This is a genomic window from Rhodococcus sp. 24CO, from assembly GCF_050586165.1.
In the GTDB taxonomy this organism is placed as follows: Bacteria; Actinomycetota; Actinomycetes; order Mycobacteriales; family Mycobacteriaceae; genus Rhodococcus_F.
This window is the reverse complement of the sequence record NZ_JAZFNF010000006.1, coordinates 357,507-376,021: the sequence shown is the minus strand read 5'-3', so window position 1 is coordinate 376,021 and position 18,515 is coordinate 357,507. Positions and strand designations below refer to the sequence as shown.

The following is an 18,515-nucleotide window of genomic DNA, read 5'->3' as shown; positions in this document are numbered from 1 at the left end:
AGAGGCGTGGGCGTATGTCCGCTACGTAACGTGTGATCTCGGAAACGAGTAATGCACCTGAAGCAACGAGGAGATCGATCAATGGGTAAGCCGATTGCCAGTGTGGCCGGAGGTCGGCAGTCCGTCCTTCTCGGGCTCGGCGTTCACCGCCCTGAGCGGGTTGTGACCAACGACGAGATCTGCGAGACGATCGATTCCACCGACGAGTGGATTCAGACGCGCACAGGCATCAAGTCTCGCCGCTTTGCCGGCGACGGCGAAGGCGTCGTCGCGATGTCTCTCGGTGCCGCCCGCGGCGCTCTGGCTGCCAGTGGCATCGCTCCCGAGCAGATCGGCGCTGTCATCATCGCCACCTCCACCTACGACCTGCAGACACCGCAGGCCGCATCGGTGATCGCTCACGAACTCGGTATGAACGGTCCGGCCGCATTCGACCTGGCTGCCGGCTGTGCCGGATTCAGCACCGCACTCGGCGTTGCCAACGACCTGATCCGCGGCGGAACCGCCGACTACGCGCTTGTGGTCGGCGTCGACCGCATGAGTGACACCACCGAGCCCACCGACCGCAGTGTGCGCTTCATCTTCGGCGACGGCGCCGGTGCCGTCATCGTCGGTGTCAGTGACACCGTGGGAATCGGTCCCGTCGAGTGGGGTTCGGACGGAAGCCAGTCCGACGCCATCAAGCAGGAGCCGAGCTGGCTCGAGTTCATCGAGAAGCCCGAAGGCGCTCGTCCGTGGATCAAGATGGCCGGTACGGCCGTATTCCGTTGGGCTGCTTTCGAAATGGGCAAGGTTGCCACGCGCACGCTCGAGAAGTCGGGTCTGACCATCGACGACATCGACGCGTTTGTGCCGCACCAGGCCAACCAGCGCATCAACGAGGTCATCGCTCGCAGCATGAAGCTGCCCGAAGGATTCCCGGTCTCCAACGACATTGCCGAGACGGGCAACACGTCCGCTGCTTCGGTTCCGCTGGCCATGGAGCAGATGCTCCGCGACGGCCAGGTCAAGCCGGGCGACAAGGCCCTGTTGGTCGGCTTCGGTGCCGGACTGTCCTACGCCGGCCAGGTTGTCATCCTGCCGCCGCTCGGAACCGATCCGAACGCCTGATCTTCTTCACAGACGAGAGCCCGCGAACCGAACAGGTTCGCGGGCTCTCGTTCGTTCGGTACGGCTTGGTTCGGCTCAGCGAGTCGGCGACGACAGTAGCGGGATCAGTAGTTCGTCCGGTGTGAGTGCGCCATGCTGACCGGGCAGCCCGGCCAAACCTGATTCCACTGAGCGGCGCACCACAGCAACATCGTCGGTGGCGATGGCGATGACGTCGCCGATCCGCCCGTGAAACGCGGAATGTACTGAGGGGCCGAATAACCCGGCGACAATGCCCTCGGCCCGGGTGCCGATCCACATCCGGTCACCGAGTTCGGCGCGCCAACGCGCGGCCACGTCGGCCGCCGCGCCTTCACGGGTGTGGATGTGCCGACAGCGTGGTTCGCCGGCGAGCGCCAGTACGTCCTTGGACAGCACCGGCGAGTTGTCGTAGTCGATCTTGTTTGCGTCGGTGATCTCGACCATTCCGTGGTCGGCGGTCACGATCAGAGTCACGTCCGGACCAAGGGCAGCGGCGAGTTGTTCGACAACACGATCGACGAGTGAGAGTTGCTGGAGCCACGGCTCCGATTCAGGTCCGTACACATGCCCGAGGGCGTCGATCTCGCTGATGTAGCAATACGTGAAGGTGCGCTCCGCGGATTTGGCGACGGCAACCGTGCGAGCCACCAGATCGCCGTACGCCTGAATGCCGGCAAAAGCTGCCCCGCGCATGCCCGCGCGAGTAAGTCCGCTGCCGTCGAACTTGGACGGGACAACCGTCGTCACGGTGATGCCTGCGGCCTGCGCCCGGTCGAACGTCGTGGCTTCCGGTTGGAGGACCTCGGGGACTATCGAATCGGCGTACGACTCCTTTTTCCCGGTGGGATGCCACCCGAGCCAGTTGAACACCGCATCGGCTTCTTCGACGTACGACTGATAGCCGGTGATGCCGTGCGCGCCCGACGGGAGGCCGGTTCCCAAAGACACGATGCTGGTGGCCGTCGTGGTGGGAAATCCGGCACGGATCGGGGAGCCGACCCAAGAGTTCAGATACGGAGCATGCTCGGCATTGCGCGCCAGGAGATTAGCCCCCATGCCGTCGACCAGCAGAATCACCGTTCGTTTGCTGGGGGGCAGATTCAGTCGATTGGGCTCGCCGGCAACTCCCAGCGAGGCGAGAATTGACGGCGCAAGCGTCGACAGTGTCGGTTGCGAGTACACATCGAGGAGAGGTGCGGGGGCGGGCATCCCATGAGATTAGGCGGTGAACGCCCAAAACTGCACACCTTCTGGGCATGCGTTCAAATAGGGGCTCCGCCCCCGTGCGCCTTTTGGGTAGTCGGCGCTACCGGAAAGGCGCACAGGGACACAGGCCCTCAGCCCACGATGGTCGAGATACGGAACGCCGCCCCTAGCGGATCTGCGACACCAGCCAGACGCCCGAACGGGGTGTCCTCAGGGGCCGCGATGACGCTGCCACCGAACTCGACGACCTTCGCGACTGCGGCATCGGTGTCGTCGGCGCCGAAGTACACCTGCCAGAAGGACGGCACCTCTGTCGGCAGGAACGAACTGGCATCCATGACACCGGCAACGGCAGAGCCGCCCAGCTTGGCCTGTGAATAGCGGAACTCGTCCGTGTCACCCATCGACTCGAACTGCCAGCCGAACACATCCGCGTAGAACGGCAGCGCGGCCGTGTAATTCTTCGACATCGTCTCGTGCCATACCGGAGCGCCGGGCACTCCGACCAACCCGAATCCCTCATGCTGATCGGGCTGCCAGATTCCGATCACCGCGCCGGCCGGATCGCCGATAATCGCCATGCTCCCCTGATCGCCGACCTGCATGGACGGCATCATGATCGTGCCGCCGGCAGCCTCGGCTTCGGCGGCGGAGGCTGCCGCGTCGGAAGAGGAGATGTAGGTGGTCCAGATGTTGCCGTACGGATTGCCCTCCTGCTGGGGGCCGAGACCGGCGATGGGTTGCCCGTCCTTGCTGAAGATGGCGTATCCGCCGTACTGCGGATCGTCGTTGCGCTCGACCTGCCAGCCGAACACGTTGGTGTAGAAGTTCTTCGCGACCTCGGTGTCCGAACTGGTGAGGTCGATCCAACAGGGAGTTCCGTCGAGCATGAGTTCCTCCTGGGCGTCGTTGTGGTAGCCGACGCTACCGAAAAGGCTCACGGGGCCGCAGGCCCTTCAAGGAGTCGGGCACGCACCTCCGCATCCGTTGCACAGTCGATCGCCGTCCACGCCAGTCCCAACGCGCCGTCCAGGACGGCTTTGTCGCCGGTCTCGGAGCGGCAGTACGCAGTGAACTCGGGCTGGTGGTTGCCGGCGCCGTTGCATTCGATCCCGATGATGGGATGGATGGTCGGGATACGGTGCGAGACATTGCCCATGTCGGTTGACCCGGCCGCCGGACCGTTGTAGTCGAAGAACGTGCGACCGAGCGCCTCGAGGTTCTCCTGGTACAGGACGCTCAACTGCTGATCCCACCGTGACTCCGCGTACGCGGGCGACGGCGACGTCATCGCGATGTCGCAACCGGTCGCGATGGCACCGGCGGTGAAACACTGCTCCACCTTGGGCTGGGCTGCCTCGACGCCGCCCAGCGTTTCGGCTCGGACGGCGTACGTCCCGTGGGAGCTGCCGGGAATGACATTGGGTGCGACTCCGGCGTCGCTGACGTAACCGTGAACTTGAACGTCCTTCGGAAGATGCTGTCGTAGTAGGCCGATGCTCACCTGGGCGACGGTGAACGCGTCGGCTGCGTTGACGGCGCCGACGGCAAACGACGCGTGCGAGGACACTCCGGTGTACTCGACGTCGAGGTGCGAGATGGCAAGCATGTTGGGGGCGCGCAGGTCTCCCGCGCCGGGGTGCACCATCATGGCGCAATGCAGTGAATCGAAGATGCCCTCCTCGAGCATGACGACCTTTCCGCCGCCGCCCTCTTCGGCCGGAGTGCCGAAGACGGCCACGGTGATTCCCAGTTCGTCGGCCAACGGTGCGAGGAGCAATCCTGCGGTCACGGCGGCAGAGGCGATGATGTTGTGCCCACAGGCATGTCCGATATCGGGGAGCGCGTCGTACTCGGCAAACAGACCGATCACGAGTTCGCCGTTGCCGTACGTAGCGGCGAGGGCGGTCGGGAGTCCGGCAACACCACGCTCGACCGCAAAACCGGCGCCCTCGAGCATGTCCGCGACGGCGGCCGACGCGTTGTACTCGGCAAACGCGAGTTCGGGATCTTCGTGGATCTGGTGACTCAGTGCCAGTGCGGCATCGGAGATGGTGTCGAGGTGCTTGGCCGCGCGATCTTTTGTCGTCATTGTCTGAGAGTGCGTTCGCGCCGGGATTTGCGGACCGTAATGCAGTATTTATGCACTAGTTTATTTCGTCATGCAGGATTCGATAGTTTTGGACGAGATCGATCTGCGAATCGTCCACGCGATGCAGGTACAGCCGCGCGCATCGTGGGCGTTGATCGGCAACGTTGTCGGGGTTGACCCGGTGACCGCTGCGCGTCGGTGGAGATCTCTCACCGACTCGGGCACTGCCTGGATAGCGGCGTACCCGGCCGCCGACGCGGGATCGGTGTTGGCATTCCTCGACGTTCGGTGCGAACCTCGATCACGCAGGCAGATCGTCGATCGACTCGTGGCGCACGCGCATGTGATGAGCGTGAACGTTCACTCGGGTGGTTGCGCAGTCATGGCAGAAGCGCTGTTTGTCAGCACAGATGCGCTGGCTCGATACGTACTCGACGATCTGCAACTCGAGGACGGGGTGACCGACGTCGTGGTGCACCCTGTCACCAGGGTATTCACCGAGGGAAGTCGTTGGCGGCTGGGCACTCTCGAACCCTCCGGCGTTCGGACGCTGCGTGAATCCGGGGTGGCGCCGCCGCCGCTCGGGCGCCGACATCCGTTGGACCGGGCAACGGTCGCCGTGATCGACGTTCTCGGACGCAGACCGCGCGTGTCGGTGACCGAACTTGCTCATGAACTCGAGATCAGCACCTCGACGGCTCGTCGACGGCTGGGCCGGGCCCTGTCGCAGCACACCCTGTTGCGTTGTGAATTGGCGAGATCCGCGACGGGGCGGCCGATTCGGGTACTGCTGACGGCTCGGATTCCCATACTCGATGCGGAGCGTGCGGCGCGAATCCTGCGGGCCCGGACGGAGATTCGTCTTGTTGCCACCGTCGCAGGCTCGAACAATCTTTTCTTTGCCGGGTGGTTTCGCGCACTGCCTGACCTTGCGGCACTCGAAGCGGACTTGGCTGCCCGGGCGCCGACGCTCGAGGTGGTGGACCGTCGAGTCGTCCTGAACACACCAAAACTGATGGGGCACTTGCTCGATCGGGACGGCAGATCCACCGGTGTGGTTCCGGTGAGTGTCAGATCGTGATCAGTCTCGTGTGCGAGAGCCATGCCAGGACATGACGGTTGAACTCGTCCGGCAATTCCAGCTGGGGAGTGTGCCCGGTGTCGCCGAGGATGATCGTGGTCCAGTGTGGATGTGCTGCGGCGGCAGCTCGTGCCGCAGCCACCGAGACGAGGCGATCGCGCTCGCCGTGCAGGAGAAGCGTGGGAGCACTGATGTCGCGCAATGCTTTTCGATACTTCTGTGGACGGGCCAACACGGTGAGCAGCGATCGTGCGGCTTGCAGGAAGTCTGCGTCCTGAGTGGCAAAGCCGCGCCTGATCTTCGCCAGGGCGGCGCCTGCTGCAACCACCTCGGAGTCGGCGCGGGCGGGGTCTACGAAACAGAGGTTGGTCATCTGCGTGGCCAACTGCTCGTCCGTCATCGTCCGTCGGCCAAGGCTCATTGCCTGTTCCCCCACATAGGGCAGCGCGTACACGAGGAATTGGGCAGCGATGACGGGATCGGGGATCCGAATCGGAAGAGGCAGCGCAGGGTCGACCAGCACCAGGCCGGCCACCGAATCAGGGCGGGCGGCGGTAGCGAGGGCAGATACCATTCCGCCCATCGAGTTGCCGAACAGAATTACCGGTTTCCCGACAACCGTGTCGATAAACCGGTTCAGAAGTGCGGCATTTGCCTGAATGTGTGTCGTGCGACCGTGAGCCTGGGTGAGGCCGAAGCCAGGCAGATCCACCGCGTAGACACGTGTGTGTTTCGCCAGAGTGGGCGCCACCCGGACCCAGTTCAAATGTGAGCCGCCGAGTCCGTGGACCAGGACGATGGGCGTCGAGTCTTCGGGGCCCCCGAAATCGACCCCCTCGGGTCCCCCGAAATCGACCCCCTCGGGTCCCCCGAAATCGACCCCCTCGGGTCCCCCGAAATCTACCCAGTGCATGTCCCCGTCGAGGTCGGCGATGTTGCTGATCCCGCCCCATGGGGCACTGAGCGCAGTGTCGACGGCTTCCATAGCGGAACGAGACGAAGTCATCTGTCCAGAATGCACCGTATTTGTCGATCGTGTGAGTGCTCTGTGCCGTCGATCACGCTGCGCCTTGTCGTGTCGCTGTGGATGATGGTCTATTGGACTGTGGCAGAGCCAGTTTCGCACTTGTCCGATTTGTTCGATCTCGTTCGGGTGCTTGTCACCGCAGGTGCTGTGTCAGGCATACTGGCAGCCATGTGGTGGATGGTCGGGTTAATCATTCTGACTGTTCTGAGCCTGTCGTCCGCTTTGGTGGCATTTGTATTTCACCGATCAACGGCTGAGGACAGGACATTGCTGGGTGATCGTAGTAAAAGCACAGCCGAACGGCCCTGAATCGGTAATCGATCCAGGGCCGCCCATAGTTCTGTCATCCCCAGCGGGACTGTCCACCGTCGAGTGGGATTGTTGCACCGGTCAGGTAGCCGGCGTCGGGTCCGACGAGGAATGCGACGGCAGTGCCGATGTCGTTTTCGCAGTCGCCGATGCGGCGCATCGGAATGCTGGCCACAAAGGCCGCTGCTTCCTCGGGGCGAGCCTCGGCCCAGCGCTGCAAGCCGGGCGACGAGGCGTGTGGCGCGACAGCAAGGACACGAATCCCGTCCACACCCCACTCGCAGGCTGCTGCTCGCGTGAGCGCACGCACGGACTCCTTGACGGCTGCGTACCCGCCGTAGCCGCTGGCGTCCCAACGAACGGCCACCGAGCTGACCATGTTGATGATCGCGCCGCCGCCACGGGCCTTCATCGACGGGTAGCACGCCTGCATCGTGCGCAGTGTTGCCACGGGCCCGGACTCGAGTCCGGCAGCCAGCTTCTCGGGTGTCAGGTCCAGAATGTTGCCCAAGGGATTCAGGCTCGCGTTGTTGACGAGGATGTCGACTCCACCGAACAGTTCGACGGTTCGGTCAACCGCTGCGGTGATGGAGTCTCCGTCGCTGACATCAGCGAGCACGGGCTCGGCCCGGCCACCACGATCGGTGATTTCCTTGCAGGTGTCGACAAGCTTCGATTCGGTGCGACCGACAACGGCAATGGACGCACCTTCCTTGGCCAGGGCAAATGCGACTCCCTGCCCAACACCTTGGCCAGCGCCTGTGATAAGCGCCACTTTTCCGTCCAATTTGCCCACTGTTGTTCTCCTGCTCGTCATTTAGCGGTACCCGAATGGTTGCCTCCTTCGCGCAGTATTTCTCCTGGCTTCTTACTGGTCGGGATGTGATCTGTATCCCACTCAGCGGAACCGCTTTTAATATCGGCCGTCTTACAGCTAGTGTGAGCGCGGTTACACACCCGGCGTGGGGCTCACGCACACATTCCATGATGAGGAGATTGAAATGCCAACCACAGGTAGCATTGACGCCGATACCGCTAAGTTGCTCGGCGACCTGGCTAAGTACGCTTCGCCCATCGCAGGCCTCATCGGCGGCGTCGGCGCGATCCTCGGCCTCGCCGGACTGATCAACGCCGGCACCGGCTCCTGATCTGTCGCTGATCTACATCTCCGGCCCGCGAACTGGCAACAGGTCGCGGGCCGGAGGTCTATCTGTAGTTCCAATACCTGTGTCTTGCAGACACATTCATCGTGTGTGAGATGCCTGCGGAACTTCCAGACTTTCGGCAGTGTCAGGCCTCGGGTAGTTCCTGTTCGGTGTTAGGTCGAGAACGGCCTCGCTACCGCGGTAGTGGCGAAACCAGAAGAGTGAGCGGTGCGGTGTGATGCGGGTGTCGTCCCCCGTGGTCTTCCAGTACCAGTGAATGTCGGCGTCGAGAACTTCCGACAGGCGAACAATATTCTTGCAGCCGTACTCTTGCAGGCCTTGGCATGTGAGGTCTCGCAGTTCGCGTGGTTCCCCGCCGCTGGTCCAGCGTGATTCGTAGACCAGTGCGTCGAGTTGGATGCGGTGGCAGTCCTGTTCCGATGCAGCGTGCAGTAGGTCGTCCCAGTCCAATCCCGGTGCGTGCTGGAGGTATTCGTCGGCGTCGATGAAGGCGCTCCAGGCAACAGAGGTGCGGAATCGCGTGACGTAGTCGACGTATGCCTCGACCTGGCCGTGCACTATCCGGCCTTCCGTATCCCGGGGTTGCCATTCGACGACCGTGACGGGGAGGCCCTGCAGTTCGCGGCGAAATGCCGCTTGAACGTCACTGTCGGACAGTGTTTCGGTAAACGTGCCGTAGGAGTTTCCGCGCTTGTCGATACTTCTCCCATGCCACCGATGCAGGCTGAATGCACTGCTTCGCCGCGACGATCCAACGGAACCGGTGTTGTCGTACAGCACGACGTCCCATCCCTGTTCGATGTGGTGCACGCACCAATCGCGGATGAAGGGCAGGTGTTCGCGGGGGAGGAGAACAGCGACAACGGTGCGGGACTTGCCGGTGGTCATGTGGACACGATAATGCGCGGGCGCATCCCCTGCGCGCCAATCATTGACATAATTGTGTTTCTGTCTCATAGTCGAGGCATGACGTCGTCTGTGTCACACCTGCCGCAGTTTGTTCCGTCGACCGGGGAATCCTGGCGATCACCTTGGGCGATGTACGACGCCTTGCGTGAACACGACCCCGTGCATCACGTCCTCCCCGAGGTCCCCGGGGAGGACTATTGGGTTCTCACCCGCCATGAGGACGTCTACAACGCAGCGCGGGATTACCAGACGTACTCGTCCGCCAAGGGTCTGACCACCGTTTACGGCGAGCTGGAACAGATAGGCATGCAGGACAATCCACCGTTTGTGATGCAGGATCCGCCAGCTCAGTCGGAGTTCCGCCGCATGGTGTCCAAAGGATTTACTCCCCGTCAGGTGTCTGCCGTCGAACCGATGGTTCGGGATTTTGTCGTCGAGCGCATCGAGGCCTTGAAAGCGCGCGACAGCGGTGACATAGTCGTCGAACTTTTCAAGCCACTACCGTCGATGGTTGTTGCGCACTACCTGGGAGTCCCGGAATCCGATCGCGACCAGTTCGACGGGTGGACGGAGGCGATCGTTGCTGCCAATTCTGCCGGGGGTGCGCTTGCCGCAGCAACAACGGCGCAGGCCGCGACAGGTGAATTGATGATGTACTTCGCGTCGTTGGTCGAGCGACGCAAGGTGGAACCGGGCGACGACACGATTTCACACCTCCTGGCGGCAGGCCTCGGGGCGGATGGTGACATCAGCGGTTTGCTGTCGATCCTCGGATTTGCATTCACGATGGTGGCAGGCGGAAACGACACCACAACAGGGATGTTGGGCGGTTCGGTGGCGATGCTGACCGAGCGAGTCGACCAGCGTCAGCTTCTGATCGACGATCCGGAACTGATCACCGACGCGGTCGAGGAACTGTTGCGACTCACGTCGCCAGTGCAGGGTCTTGCTCGAACCGTCACCCGCGATGTGAGCTTGGGCGGCAAGACTATTCCGGCGGGACGCAAGGTGCTGTTGATGTACGGAGCAGCTAATCGTGACCCGTCGAAGTACGGCCCGGATGCCGGTGAACTTGATGTGCTGCGTAAACCGCAGAAGATCTTGACGTTCAGTCACGGCGCACATCACTGTCTGGGCGCGTCGGCGGCTCGTATGCAAGCGCGAGTTGCGTTGGAAGAGTTGCTGGCTCGCATTCCCGACTTCCGTGTTGATGTCGACGCAATGACGTACGCGCCGGGAAACTACGTCCGCCGTCCGCTGACGGCTCCGCTGTCGGTGAACGCGTCGTGAGCAGCGACTGGCTGGGGGACGGCCGGGCCCTTGCCGCTGCCGAGAAGATTCTCGACAGTGCGGCAGTGTTGTTTGTCGACAAGGGCGTCGGTGCGGTGGGAATGGCTGAGATAGCCTCTGCTGCAGGCTGTTCCCGCGCAACTCTGTACCGCTATTTCGAGAATCGGCAGGCCCTGCACGTTGCATTTGTTCACCGTGAAGCGCGAAAGCTGGGAGCCGCCATTGCCGCGACCGTTGCGCCGATCGCCGATCCGCGGGAGCGACTCGAAGCGGCGATCCTCTCGGCCGTGTCCGCGGTGCGCAGTACCCCGACGCTGGCAGCGTGGTTTCTGCCAGGGGATGCGAGTCTGTCTGGTGAGCTGGCGAATTCGTCGGAGGTCATCAACGGCTTGGGAGCCGCGTTCCTCGGCAGCAGTGCCGACGGGGCTCACGCGAAGTGGACGGTACGAGTCATTCTCTCGCTCCTCATGGTGCCTGGCGTCGACGCACGTGACGAGCGGGAGCTCGTGAAGACGTTTGTTGCAGGCGTCCTGATTCACACCTAGGGAAGCACATTCAGTTGCGGCATTGAATTTCTCGCGCCGCCCTGTTGCCGGTCAGTGCCGCACCCAGGATCGCGACCGTCACCGCGGCAAACACCACTGCCGCCGCCGCGGCAGAAGCAGCCGTCCCGAATCCGACAGTGATGCCGATGCCGAGCTGAACAGCAAAGCCGGCCAGCGCAATCCATGTTGCTCGCCGCAGTCCTGGGCGGGCAGCTCGATGGGCCTGTTGCCAGGCTTCGGGGCTCGACATCGTTGCTTTGGTGCGTATCCCCATCACGGAGTTCGGCTCGTCGCCGGGAAACTTCGCGATCAGCGATGCAACGACCACCAGGGTTATCGTGCCGATGGACAGCCCGAGTACAGCGCCGACCAGATCCTGAGGTTCAGACATACATCTACGCTCACTCGAAGCGTGACGGGTCCCCGCCGCCGACGCGTACAACCTCCGGTGCACCGGAGGAGAAGTCGACGACAGTTGTCGGTTCGGTGCCACAATCGCCCGAGTCGATTACGGCGTCGAGATGGTTGTCCAGCTCTTCCTTGATCAGCCAACCATCCGTCATGGGTTCTTCTGCGCCGGGAAGGATCAGGGTGCTCGAGAGCAGTGGCTCACCGAGTTCGTGGAGTAGGGCCCGTACTACCGGATGGTTGGGGATTCGCACGCCGACGGTTTTCTTCTTCGGATGTGCGAGGCGCCGCGGAACTTCCTTGGTCGCGGGCAGGATGAACGTGTATTGCCCTGGTGTGGCAGCTTTTACCGCGCGAAACGCGGCGTTGTTGACATGCACGAAGTGGCCGAGCTGTGAGAAGTCCGCGCACACCAAGGTGAAATGGTGATCGGAGCGCAGTGCCCTGATGTCACGAATCCGGTCAACGCCACCGTGGTTGTCCATCCGGCTACCCAGGGCGTAGCAGGAATCTGTCGGGTATGCGATGAGGGCATCGTCCCGAAGCATTGCGACGATCTGGCTGATCGCACGCGGCTGCGGGTCGTGCGGGTGGACATCGAAGTATCTGGCCATGTGTCCAGCCTAGTTCAGGGACGCAGTTGTGCCGGGAACTCTGCCGAAATCGGTGCTGCGAGCACCGCAGTCAACTCCTCGGCGTAGGCAAGCTGTTTGCGCAGGTGGTTGCAGCTGTCCTCGGCGCGCGTATGGCAGGCCGAGATGAATTCGGTTGCCGTGGTCCGCGATAGGGGATCAGCGGCGTCGTCGGCCAGGATCGACAAGGATTCGAGAAGTTGTTTCATCTCGTCCAGGGTGAATCCGAGTGGCTTCATCCGCCGAATCACGAGCAGGCGTTCGACGTCGGATTCGGTGTAGAGCCGGAAGCCCCCGCCGCTGCGCTCGGACGGTGTCACCAACCCGACATCGTCGTAGTGGCGAATGGTTTTGATCGACAATTCGGTGCGCTCGGCAACCTGACCGATTCTCATGGGCTTGTTTTCCATGTCAGTGACCTGCTCCCATCCGGCCGGACAAGTGGACGTGGCGCTCCGCGGATGCCGCGTCCAGGCCGACGATCTCGACGTTCTTGCCACGAGCTGCATATTTCGTGGTGATCGCGTCCAGCGTAGCGACGGTGGACGCGTCCCAGATGTGGGCACCGGAGAGATCGATGATTACGTTCTGCGGGTCACCGGCGTAGTCGAACTGGTATATCAGGTCATTGCTCGACGCGAAGAACAGTTCGCCGCGCACCGCGTAGACCCGCGTGTTCTCGTCGGGATGCGCAACGTCGACCACCTCGGTCAGATGTGCGACGCGTCGGGCAAATATCACCATGGCGGTGATGACTCCGACGATGACGCCGTACGCGAGGTTTTCCGTCGCTACCGTAACGGCGACGGTCACGAGCATGACGGTGGTCTCGCCAAGAGGCATGCGCCGCAGAGTTTTAGGATTGATGCTGTGCCAATCGAGGGTGCCGACGGACACCATGATCATGACTGCGACCAGAACGGCCATGGGGATCAAGGCCACCACATCGCCGAGGCCGACCACCAGGATCAGCAGGAACACTCCGGCCAGAAAGGTGGAAATACGGGTGCGTGCTCCCGAGACCTTGACGTTGATCATTGTCTGTCCGATCATCGCGCAACCGCCCATGCCGCCGAAGATTCCGGTGACGATGTTGGCGACTCCCTGCCCCCATCCCTCGCGAGTCTTGTTCGAGTGGGTATCGGTGATGTCGTCGACAAGCTTTGCGGTCATCAATGATTCGAGAAGTCCGACCAATGCCATGGCCAGAGCAAATGGCGCGATGATCGAGAGCGTGTGCATCGTCAGTGGGACGTCGGGGAACATCAGCGTCGGCAGGCTCGACGGAAGTTCGCCCTCGTCACCGACATTGGGCACGTCGAACGAGAAGACGGCGGTTACCGCGGTCAGCACGACGATGGCCACCAGCGGCGCCGGGACAGCGGTGGTCAGCTTGGGGAGAAATATCAGAATCAGCATGGCGCACACCAGAAGTGGATAGACCAGCCACGGCACACCGATCAGATGAGGAATTTGGGTGATGAAGATCAGGATCGCGAGTGCGTTGACAAATCCCACCATCACGCTGCGCGGAATGAACCGCATCAGTTTTGCCACACCGAGCACACTCAGCACGATTTGCAGGACTCCGGCCAGCAGGACAGTGGCAATGAGGTAGTCGATGCCGTAATCGCGGGTCAGGGGCGCTACCACCAGCGCAACCGCGCCTGTGGCTGCCGAGATCATCGCCGGACGGCCACCGACAATCGCGATGGTGACGGCCATGGTGAACGACGCGAACAGACCCACCCGCGGATCCACGCCGGCGATGATCGAGAACGAAATCGCCTCGGGGATAAGCACCAAGGCAACAACGAGGCCGCCGAGCACTTCGGTTTTGAGGCGCCGGGGCGAGCGCAGCGCAGACCGTACGGTGCCGTCGTCGGTGGTCGTGTCGAGTGTGGTTGCAGCCATCAGGGTTCCGTCCTTACGAGATCGTCAGACCCTACCCTCCCGGGAGGGGAGAGTGTAAATCTGCTCGTCAGGGGGCGGGCTGCCGTGCGAGTATCGAACGATGAGCAAGGGAACCGTCTCGATCTGGAACGGCGAGCAGGGTTGGGGCGTGATCGAGTCCGCTGATACCCCTGGCGGCTGCTGGGCCTTCTTCTCCCATATATGGGCCGATGCGATGCCTGAGCTGAAGCCCGGCCATTCGCGCACAATCCGTGGCGGATACAGGGAACTGTTTGTCGGTGAAACCGTCGACTTCACCTGGGAGATCACGGAGCAGGACGGCTACTCCTACCGCGCGATCAGCGTCACGCCGCAGCGGGAGCATCCTCAGTGGACGATCGAGGACACACCTGGCTGAGCGTTACTTCTCGCAGGCCACGCCGTCACCGTCGCCGTCGAGGTGGGCGCCGTAGCCGGGGTCACCGATACGTACGGGAGCTGCGCCCGCAGCTTTGGCCGCTGCGCAGTTCTTGAACGGCGTGGTCACCGCCCCTGCCGGAGCCGAGGTGACGACAGGCTTGGACGTGACGAGGGGCGGCGAAGTGACAGGTGGCTGCGTCGGAGCAGTTCCCGTGCAGTCCTGAAGGATTCCGGCGATGGTGTCGTGTTCGGCCTGCGTCACCCACAGCCCGTACGCGGCTTTCACTTCGACCTGCGCGGCGACGTACTGGCAGCGGTAGCCCCGGTTGGGCGGCAGCCACGACGAGGCGTCGGAATCGGATTTCTGTTGGTTGGCCGGACCGTCGACGGCTCGCAGGTTGCGCGGGTCGTTGGCGAGGTTGGTGCGCGTCCGAGTGTCGAGTTGTTGAGCGCCCTTCTGCCAGGCGTCGGACAGCGCTACGACGTGGTCGATCTGGACTGCCGACGACGTGTCCTGACCGCGGGTGAAGGCAATCGTGGTGTTGGTGTACTGATCATTGAGCGTTCCGGTCTGCACCGAGCACCGGTTGCCGTCCTTGTACGTAAGGGCGGTCAGATCGCGGGCCAGGATGTCGTTACGGGTGTCGCAGCCGTTGTGACCGAACTCGACGTCGACATCGTCGGTCCAGGCTGTGCCGAACAACGCGCGGTCGTATCCGGTTTTGGGGGCGCGTCCCTTGATCGGAATCTGCGCCAACAGTGCGGAAGCGGCGGATACAGCTGCATTGTCGCTCGTGAGCGCCGACGAGCTGCTGGTGACACCGGAGCCGATACCTGAACCGAGACTGCCGGTTTCGGTTTCGGCGGCTGACGAGCTGGAGCACCCGCCGAGGATCAGTGCGGCAACGAAGCCGATCGAAACAGCAGCGGTGCTGCGCCTGCTTATTGCCGTGCGTGACATGTGTCGAGAGCTCATTTCTGTGGAGAGACGAACTACAAGTATGTCATTCGCGACATTTCGGCCTGAAGCGGACGAAGTGGACCGAAACAGACCGAGCGAACGCGCCTTTCATCGCCTTGGATGCGCCGAAAGGTACGTTCGCTCGGAAAATGGGCACTGGCTGGAGCGCCGAAGCAACCGCGCCGAAGCAACCGCGCCGAAGCAACACAAAGGCCCGGAAGTCGGTGTCGACTTCCGGGCCGGTGGAACGAGTAGGTCAGATCTCGATCTTGGGAGTCTGCTCGCCCAGCTTGTGACGAGCCAGTGCCAGGTTCGCGCGCGTGCGTTCGAGGACGAGGTACACGAAGAGTGTGGACATTCCGGGCGTCTCGATCACGCGGATGAGATGGTACTGGGTGGTCAGGGTGATCAGGATGTCTTCGAGGGTGTCGGTAATTCCCAGGTTACTCATCGTGCGGAGCTTTGCGCGCACAACTTCGGAGTTTCCGGCACCGGCGTATTCGAGGCTGAAGGACGGGTTTCCGGACATGCCGAGAACCATGCCGCTGTCGGCGTCGACGACGGCTGCACCTGTGGCGCCGTCGATACGCATCAGTTCGCCGAGGACCTTGTCGATGTTGCTCATTGCTTCTCCTTTGTGGGGTGCGGGGTAGGGCGCAGGCGAGCGCTGCGACTCCAATTGATGCTTCGGCGGCGAAGTCATCGGTACATTCTTCGGCGGGGCTTGGGGGCGGGTTGGATCCAGCGCACGAGAGGTTTTTCCCACTTGTGAATTTTGCGGAATAGGTCGGTAATGTGCAGATAGAGGCGTATTTATTGTTTCGGCCTCACCGATGCGATCGGCGGTCAACCACTCGCCGGAGGAACCGGAAAGATGCGGCGGAACCACTGTCGTCGGGTCGAGCGGCGGCGGCTGTAGTTGCGGATAAACCGGGGACGTCAGTGGCCGTTTGTACGGGATAGGTTGGCCCTCCGAATCGGAAACGTTCGAGAACCACACGGCATACCCGGGGTCTTCGCGATCGAGGCTCTGCTCACGATCGTCGTCCTCTTCTCGGGATCCGCGCCTACGAAACAGTCCCACAAGCCTCTACCCCTTTTGAGACGAATCTCTTTAACGGTGTCTCCCGCTCGAATCGAGCAGGAGACTGCGGAAACCCACCCCTAGTTACCTTGCAGCTATATAAGGCTATCACGGTGTCGCGATCGGGGCCGGGGCTCTGCGGCTCGGCTGCCGGGTCAGCTCTGGCATTCTGAAGAGATGAAGAAAACGATTGTCGGGTTCATCGGAGCCTGTTCATTGATAGCGCTGGTGGCCTGCGGTTCCGACGGCGGGACGCCGACCGAAGTGGGGACTCTGACGTCCACCACGTCGGCGACCGATTCAGATGTCGCCACCGCTCCCGAGGGCACCGCAGTAGCGGGGCTTCCTCGCACGTACGAGCAAGCCTGCAACGACGTTCTCAAGTTCCTCGACGGATACCAGCAGGCAATCGACGAATCAGGCGACGACATCGGACTGACCCGTGAGTCGCTGGCGAACGACATGCTGACATCGGTGCAGGCTTACCCGGAATGGTCGACTCTGTCCGCCGACGAGCAGGCCGAGGTGACGCGCGGATTCGACGCTGCGGTCGCAGGAAGCTGCTGAAGGCAACCCTCAGACGACCGTCAGAACAGTGATTCCTGAATTGCGACGCCTGGCGAGTCGAAGTTGCCCACCGTGACGGTACGCCCGACCAGGGCCGAGATATCTGCGACAAAGCGAGGAGATTCCGGGTCGGTATCGGTACGAAACAGTGCCACCGGCCCGGTCAGTCCTTCGAGATACAGAGAGTGCTCACCCGACTCGAAGGAATGGGGATACGTCAGCGCCGGGGTGGCGTCGAAAACGATCTGCGAGCAGGCCGGTGGTGTCCAGACCTCGGGCTGTTCGAAAATCTCGATGCCCTCGATCCCGGATCCGATGTAGGACAACTCTTCTCGGTTCGAGACGATGAACTGCTGCAACTCGTTACACAACGCGGCGGTGTCGATTCTGTTCGTCAGTGCTTCGAGTTTGCGTGATGTGCGGATCGCCTGGCTCAGGTGAAACTGCCTCGACACGTCGGCTTCGAGAGTGCGAATGTTGTAACCATCCGTCGAACCGGCGACGTACACGGCCGCTGCGGCGCCTTGCTCCGCGACGCGCGGGTACTTACGAAACTGCGACGCCGTCCCCACCTTCATCCGGCCACCCGCGAAGATGTCGATGTACAGCCATTGTGGCTGGGTGAGGTAGGTGCGCACATTCGGGTGAATGTGCGCACCGTTCACGTGAGCCTGGTGGACGCTTGTGAACCCTTCGCGATTTCTGCACCGGTCACATTGGCGTCCGCTGGTCACCTTCGCGCCCCGATCACACGGAAGGTAACCGGGTCCGTCGGCCGTCATGTCACGCCACCCGAGGCACCGCCGTCCTCGTCGCTCGTCCACAGAAAAACGGAATACCGACGTGTGGGTGAGAAACGTGGTGTCGCCGGTTGTGTCGTCGACGAGGCGGATACGCGGAGCTGCCGGATCCGACCATTCGATACCGCGCACGAGCAAGGTCATGATGGAAGTGCCGGTTCCTTTTCTCGGAAGTATCAGGAACCACCGATGTTAGTGCGTCAGCTGCCGGGCAACCCGGGGTAGTAGGTGCCTGCCGACCAACCGCCGTCGACGGCCAGCTCGGCTCCGGACATGTAACTTGCGTCGTCGCTGGCAGCGAAGGCGGTTACCCGGGCGACCTCGTCGGGGAGCCCGATTCGCCGCAGCGGAACCTGACCGTACGGCTTCTGCAGGTCGTCGCCCGTACGGCCCATCGGGTTGCCCAGCTGGGTGTCGACGCCACCGGGATGTACCGAGCAGACGCGGATGCCCGACGGTCCGAGTTCGAGTGCCTGAGTTTTGGTGAGTCCACGGACCGCCCATTTGCTGGCGGTGTACGCGCTCAGACCGTTGACGCCGCGCAGTCCGTCGACGGACGAAATGTTGACGATCACGCCACGCGCGGCTTTCTTCATGACGGGAACAACGCTCTTGGCCCCCAGCATTGCGCCGATGACGTTGACAGAGAACAGCTTCTCGACGGCCTCGACGTCGATGTCCTCGACAGCGGCAAAGGCAAGCATGCCCGCATTGTTGATCAGGACGTCCACGGTGCCGAACTGGGAAGTAGTGGCTTCGACGAGGCTCACCCAATCGGACTCACTGCTGACATCGAGATGATGGAAGACACCGCCGATATCGGCAGCGACTGCGGCGCCCTTCTCGTCGAGTACGTCGCCGATGACCACCGTCGCGCCTTCTGCTGCGAGGAGTCGGGCGGTTGCTTCTCCCATTCCCTGAGAACCGCCGGTGACGATGACTACCTTGCCTACAAATCTGTTCATGCCCCGATTCTGTGGTGGCAGCGCCGGCG

General features: G+C 62.4%; 21 protein-coding genes. 7 read left to right on the top strand and 14 right to left on the bottom strand.

The genetic code is table 11. The features are described 5' to 3' along the window. Positions 1 to 81 precede the first annotated feature (81 nt). Positions 82 to 1,110, top strand: coding sequence for a beta-ketoacyl-ACP synthase III (locus V2B23_RS17015; RefSeq protein WP_033231678.1), 1,029 nt, complete (start codon positions 82 to 84; stop codon positions 1,108 to 1,110). A 75-nt stretch (positions 1,111 to 1,185) separates the two neighbouring features. On the opposite strand, the gene V2B23_RS17010 is transcribed toward V2B23_RS17015, so the two are convergent. The 3 genes from V2B23_RS17010 to V2B23_RS17000 form a co-directional block, all read right to left on the bottom strand. Beyond that, positions 1,186 to 2,340, bottom strand: a complete 1,155-nt coding sequence (locus V2B23_RS17010) for an alkaline phosphatase family protein (RefSeq protein ID WP_430951431.1) — start codon at positions 2,338 to 2,340, stop codon at positions 1,186 to 1,188. Between the two features lie 128 nt (positions 2,341 to 2,468). After that, complete coding sequence (locus tag V2B23_RS17005; protein ID WP_430951566.1) at positions 2,469 to 3,227, bottom strand: VOC family protein; 759 nt, start codon at positions 3,225 to 3,227, stop codon at positions 2,469 to 2,471. Between the two features lie 47 nt (positions 3,228 to 3,274). Then, complete coding sequence (locus tag V2B23_RS17000) at positions 3,275 to 4,429, bottom strand: M20 family metallopeptidase (protein ID WP_033231676.1); 1,155 nt, start codon at positions 4,427 to 4,429, stop codon at positions 3,275 to 3,277. Between the two features lie 70 nt (positions 4,430 to 4,499). Here V2B23_RS17000 and V2B23_RS16995 point away from each other — a divergent pair, with 70 nt between their 5' ends. After that, on the top strand, positions 4,500 to 5,510 hold the full coding sequence (locus V2B23_RS16995) for an AsnC family transcriptional regulator (protein ID WP_430951430.1): 1,011 nt from the start codon (positions 4,500 to 4,502) through the stop codon (positions 5,508 to 5,510). Here V2B23_RS16995 and V2B23_RS16990 read toward each other — a convergent pair. Both V2B23_RS16990 and V2B23_RS16985 read right to left on the bottom strand, forming a co-directional pair. Then, positions 5,500 to 6,516: an alpha/beta fold hydrolase gene (locus V2B23_RS16990; RefSeq protein WP_430951429.1), complete on the bottom strand. Its 1,017-nt coding sequence runs from the start codon at positions 6,514 to 6,516 to the stop codon at positions 5,500 to 5,502. The two genes, V2B23_RS16995 and V2B23_RS16990, sit on opposite strands and share 11 nt — an antisense overlap. A gap of 364 nt (positions 6,517 to 6,880) precedes the next feature. Further along, the gene (locus tag V2B23_RS16985) at positions 6,881 to 7,642 is read right to left on the bottom strand and encodes an SDR family NAD(P)-dependent oxidoreductase (RefSeq protein ID WP_430951428.1); all 762 of its coding nucleotides are present in this window, start codon (positions 7,640 to 7,642) and stop codon (positions 6,881 to 6,883) included. 205 nt (positions 7,643 to 7,847) lie between these two features. Between V2B23_RS16985 and V2B23_RS16980 the strand changes: the two genes are divergently transcribed. Next, positions 7,848 to 7,994 (top strand): hypothetical protein, encoded by a 147-nt coding sequence (locus V2B23_RS16980; protein WP_155276676.1) that lies wholly within the window; start codon positions 7,848 to 7,850, stop codon positions 7,992 to 7,994. 96 nt (positions 7,995 to 8,090) lie between these two features. On the opposite strand, the gene V2B23_RS16975 is transcribed toward V2B23_RS16980, so the two are convergent. Then, the gene (locus tag V2B23_RS16975; RefSeq protein WP_430951427.1) at positions 8,091 to 8,900 is read right to left on the bottom strand and encodes a glycosyltransferase family 92 protein; all 810 of its coding nucleotides are present in this window, start codon (positions 8,898 to 8,900) and stop codon (positions 8,091 to 8,093) included. A gap of 78 nt (positions 8,901 to 8,978) precedes the next feature. Between V2B23_RS16975 and V2B23_RS16970 the strand changes: the two genes are divergently transcribed. Together V2B23_RS16970 and V2B23_RS16965 are read left to right on the top strand one after the other, a co-directional pair. Further along, positions 8,979 to 10,211, top strand: coding sequence for a cytochrome P450 (locus V2B23_RS16970; RefSeq protein ID WP_430951426.1), 1,233 nt, complete (start codon positions 8,979 to 8,981; stop codon positions 10,209 to 10,211). Continuing rightward, positions 10,208 to 10,756, top strand: coding sequence for a TetR/AcrR family transcriptional regulator (locus V2B23_RS16965; protein ID WP_430951425.1), 549 nt, complete (start codon positions 10,208 to 10,210; stop codon positions 10,754 to 10,756). The genes V2B23_RS16970 and V2B23_RS16965 overlap by 4 nt, the downstream gene beginning before the upstream one ends. A 10-nt stretch (positions 10,757 to 10,766) precedes the next feature. Here the strand turns inward: V2B23_RS16965 and V2B23_RS16960 are convergent, their stop codons facing one another. From V2B23_RS16960 to V2B23_RS16945, 4 genes are read right to left on the bottom strand one after another with little or no spacing between them, the layout of a single operon-like run. Further along, entirely contained in the window at positions 10,767 to 11,147 is a 381-nt protein-coding gene (locus tag V2B23_RS16960; protein WP_430951424.1) for an SdpI family protein, read from the bottom strand. 10 nt (positions 11,148 to 11,157) lie between these two features. Beyond that, a complete protein-coding gene (locus tag V2B23_RS16955; protein WP_430951423.1) occupies positions 11,158 to 11,778 on the bottom strand; it encodes an L-threonylcarbamoyladenylate synthase in 621 nt (206 codons plus the stop codon). A gap of 14 nt (positions 11,779 to 11,792) precedes the next feature. Further along, positions 11,793 to 12,191, bottom strand: a complete 399-nt coding sequence (locus V2B23_RS16950) for a MerR family transcriptional regulator (RefSeq protein WP_033231837.1) — start codon at positions 12,189 to 12,191, stop codon at positions 11,793 to 11,795. A 16-nt stretch (positions 12,192 to 12,207) separates the two neighbouring features. Continuing rightward, a complete protein-coding gene (locus tag V2B23_RS16945; protein ID WP_430951422.1) occupies positions 12,208 to 13,710 on the bottom strand; it encodes a SulP family inorganic anion transporter in 1,503 nt (500 codons plus the stop codon). A gap of 100 nt (positions 13,711 to 13,810) precedes the next feature. Here V2B23_RS16945 and V2B23_RS16940 point away from each other — a divergent pair, with 100 nt between their 5' ends. Next, the gene (locus V2B23_RS16940; RefSeq protein ID WP_430951421.1) at positions 13,811 to 14,107 is read left to right on the top strand and encodes a hypothetical protein; all 297 of its coding nucleotides are present in this window, start codon (positions 13,811 to 13,813) and stop codon (positions 14,105 to 14,107) included. Between the two features lie 3 nt (positions 14,108 to 14,110). Here the strand turns inward: V2B23_RS16940 and V2B23_RS16935 are convergent, their stop codons facing one another. Both V2B23_RS16935 and V2B23_RS16930 read right to left on the bottom strand, forming a co-directional pair. Then, positions 14,111 to 15,070, bottom strand: coding sequence for a GmrSD restriction endonuclease domain-containing protein (locus V2B23_RS16935; protein WP_430951420.1), 960 nt, complete (start codon positions 15,068 to 15,070; stop codon positions 14,111 to 14,113). A gap of 256 nt (positions 15,071 to 15,326) precedes the next feature. Beyond that, the gene (locus V2B23_RS16930) at positions 15,327 to 15,695 is read right to left on the bottom strand and encodes a hypothetical protein (protein WP_430951419.1); all 369 of its coding nucleotides are present in this window, start codon (positions 15,693 to 15,695) and stop codon (positions 15,327 to 15,329) included. A 636-nt stretch (positions 15,696 to 16,331) separates the two neighbouring features. On the opposite strand from V2B23_RS16930, the gene V2B23_RS16925 reads away from it, so the two are divergent. Further along, positions 16,332 to 16,721, top strand: a complete 390-nt coding sequence (locus tag V2B23_RS16925; RefSeq protein WP_430951418.1) for a hypothetical protein — start codon at positions 16,332 to 16,334, stop codon at positions 16,719 to 16,721. 20 nt (positions 16,722 to 16,741) lie between these two features. On the opposite strand, the gene V2B23_RS16920 is transcribed toward V2B23_RS16925, so the two are convergent. Together V2B23_RS16920 and V2B23_RS16915 are read right to left on the bottom strand one after the other, a co-directional pair. Further along, on the bottom strand, positions 16,742 to 17,665 hold the full coding sequence (locus tag V2B23_RS16920) for a DUF2797 domain-containing protein (protein WP_430951417.1): 924 nt from the start codon (positions 17,663 to 17,665) through the stop codon (positions 16,742 to 16,744). A 56-nt stretch (positions 17,666 to 17,721) separates the two neighbouring features. Beyond that, positions 17,722 to 18,486, bottom strand: coding sequence for an SDR family NAD(P)-dependent oxidoreductase (locus V2B23_RS16915; protein ID WP_430951416.1), 765 nt, complete (start codon positions 18,484 to 18,486; stop codon positions 17,722 to 17,724). Positions 18,487 to 18,515: the final 29 nt, after the last annotated feature.

What these genes read in the sequence shown, in the direction of transcription:
- V2B23_RS17015 (WP_033231678.1), top strand. Translation starts at nt 82, where the DNA reads ATGGGTAAGCCGATTGCCAGTGTGGCCGGAGGTCGGCAGTCCGTCCTT.
- V2B23_RS17010 (WP_430951431.1), bottom strand. Translation starts at nt 2,340, where the DNA reads ATGCCCGCCCCCGCACCTCTCCTCGATGTGTACTCGCAACCGACACTG.
- V2B23_RS17005 (WP_430951566.1), bottom strand. Translation starts at nt 3,227, where the DNA reads ATGCTCGACGGAACTCCCTGTTGGATCGACCTCACCAGTTCGGACACC.
- V2B23_RS17000 (WP_033231676.1), bottom strand. Translation starts at nt 4,429, where the DNA reads ATGACGACAAAAGATCGCGCGGCCAAGCACCTCGACACCATCTCCGAT.
- V2B23_RS16995 (WP_430951430.1), top strand. Translation starts at nt 4,500, where the DNA reads ATGCAGGATTCGATAGTTTTGGACGAGATCGATCTGCGAATCGTCCAC.
- V2B23_RS16990 (WP_430951429.1), bottom strand. Translation starts at nt 6,516, where the DNA reads ATGACTTCGTCTCGTTCCGCTATGGAAGCCGTCGACACTGCGCTCAGT.
- V2B23_RS16980 (WP_155276676.1), top strand. Translation starts at nt 7,848, where the DNA reads ATGCCAACCACAGGTAGCATTGACGCCGATACCGCTAAGTTGCTCGGC.
- V2B23_RS16975 (WP_430951427.1), bottom strand. Translation starts at nt 8,900, where the DNA reads ATGACCACCGGCAAGTCCCGCACCGTTGTCGCTGTTCTCCTCCCCCGC.
- V2B23_RS16970 (WP_430951426.1), top strand. Translation starts at nt 8,979, where the DNA reads ATGACGTCGTCTGTGTCACACCTGCCGCAGTTTGTTCCGTCGACCGGG.
- V2B23_RS16960 (WP_430951424.1), bottom strand. Translation starts at nt 11,147, where the DNA reads ATGTCTGAACCTCAGGATCTGGTCGGCGCTGTACTCGGGCTGTCCATC.
- V2B23_RS16955 (WP_430951423.1), bottom strand. Translation starts at nt 11,778, where the DNA reads ATGGCCAGATACTTCGATGTCCACCCGCACGACCCGCAGCCGCGTGCG.
- V2B23_RS16950 (WP_033231837.1), bottom strand. Translation starts at nt 12,191, where the DNA reads ATGAGAATCGGTCAGGTTGCCGAGCGCACCGAATTGTCGATCAAAACC.
- V2B23_RS16945 (WP_430951422.1), bottom strand. Translation starts at nt 13,710, where the DNA reads ATGGCTGCAACCACACTCGACACGACCACCGACGACGGCACCGTACGG.
- V2B23_RS16940 (WP_430951421.1), top strand. Translation starts at nt 13,811, where the DNA reads ATGAGCAAGGGAACCGTCTCGATCTGGAACGGCGAGCAGGGTTGGGGC.
- V2B23_RS16935 (WP_430951420.1), bottom strand. Translation starts at nt 15,070, where the DNA reads ATGTCACGCACGGCAATAAGCAGGCGCAGCACCGCTGCTGTTTCGATC.
- V2B23_RS16930 (WP_430951419.1), bottom strand. Translation starts at nt 15,695, where the DNA reads ATGAGCAACATCGACAAGGTCCTCGGCGAACTGATGCGTATCGACGGC.
- V2B23_RS16925 (WP_430951418.1), top strand. Translation starts at nt 16,332, where the DNA reads ATGAAGAAAACGATTGTCGGGTTCATCGGAGCCTGTTCATTGATAGCG.
- V2B23_RS16920 (WP_430951417.1), bottom strand. Translation starts at nt 17,665, where the DNA reads ATGACCTTGCTCGTGCGCGGTATCGAATGGTCGGATCCGGCAGCTCCG.
- V2B23_RS16915 (WP_430951416.1), bottom strand. Translation starts at nt 18,486, where the DNA reads ATGAACAGATTTGTAGGCAAGGTAGTCATCGTCACCGGCGGTTCTCAG.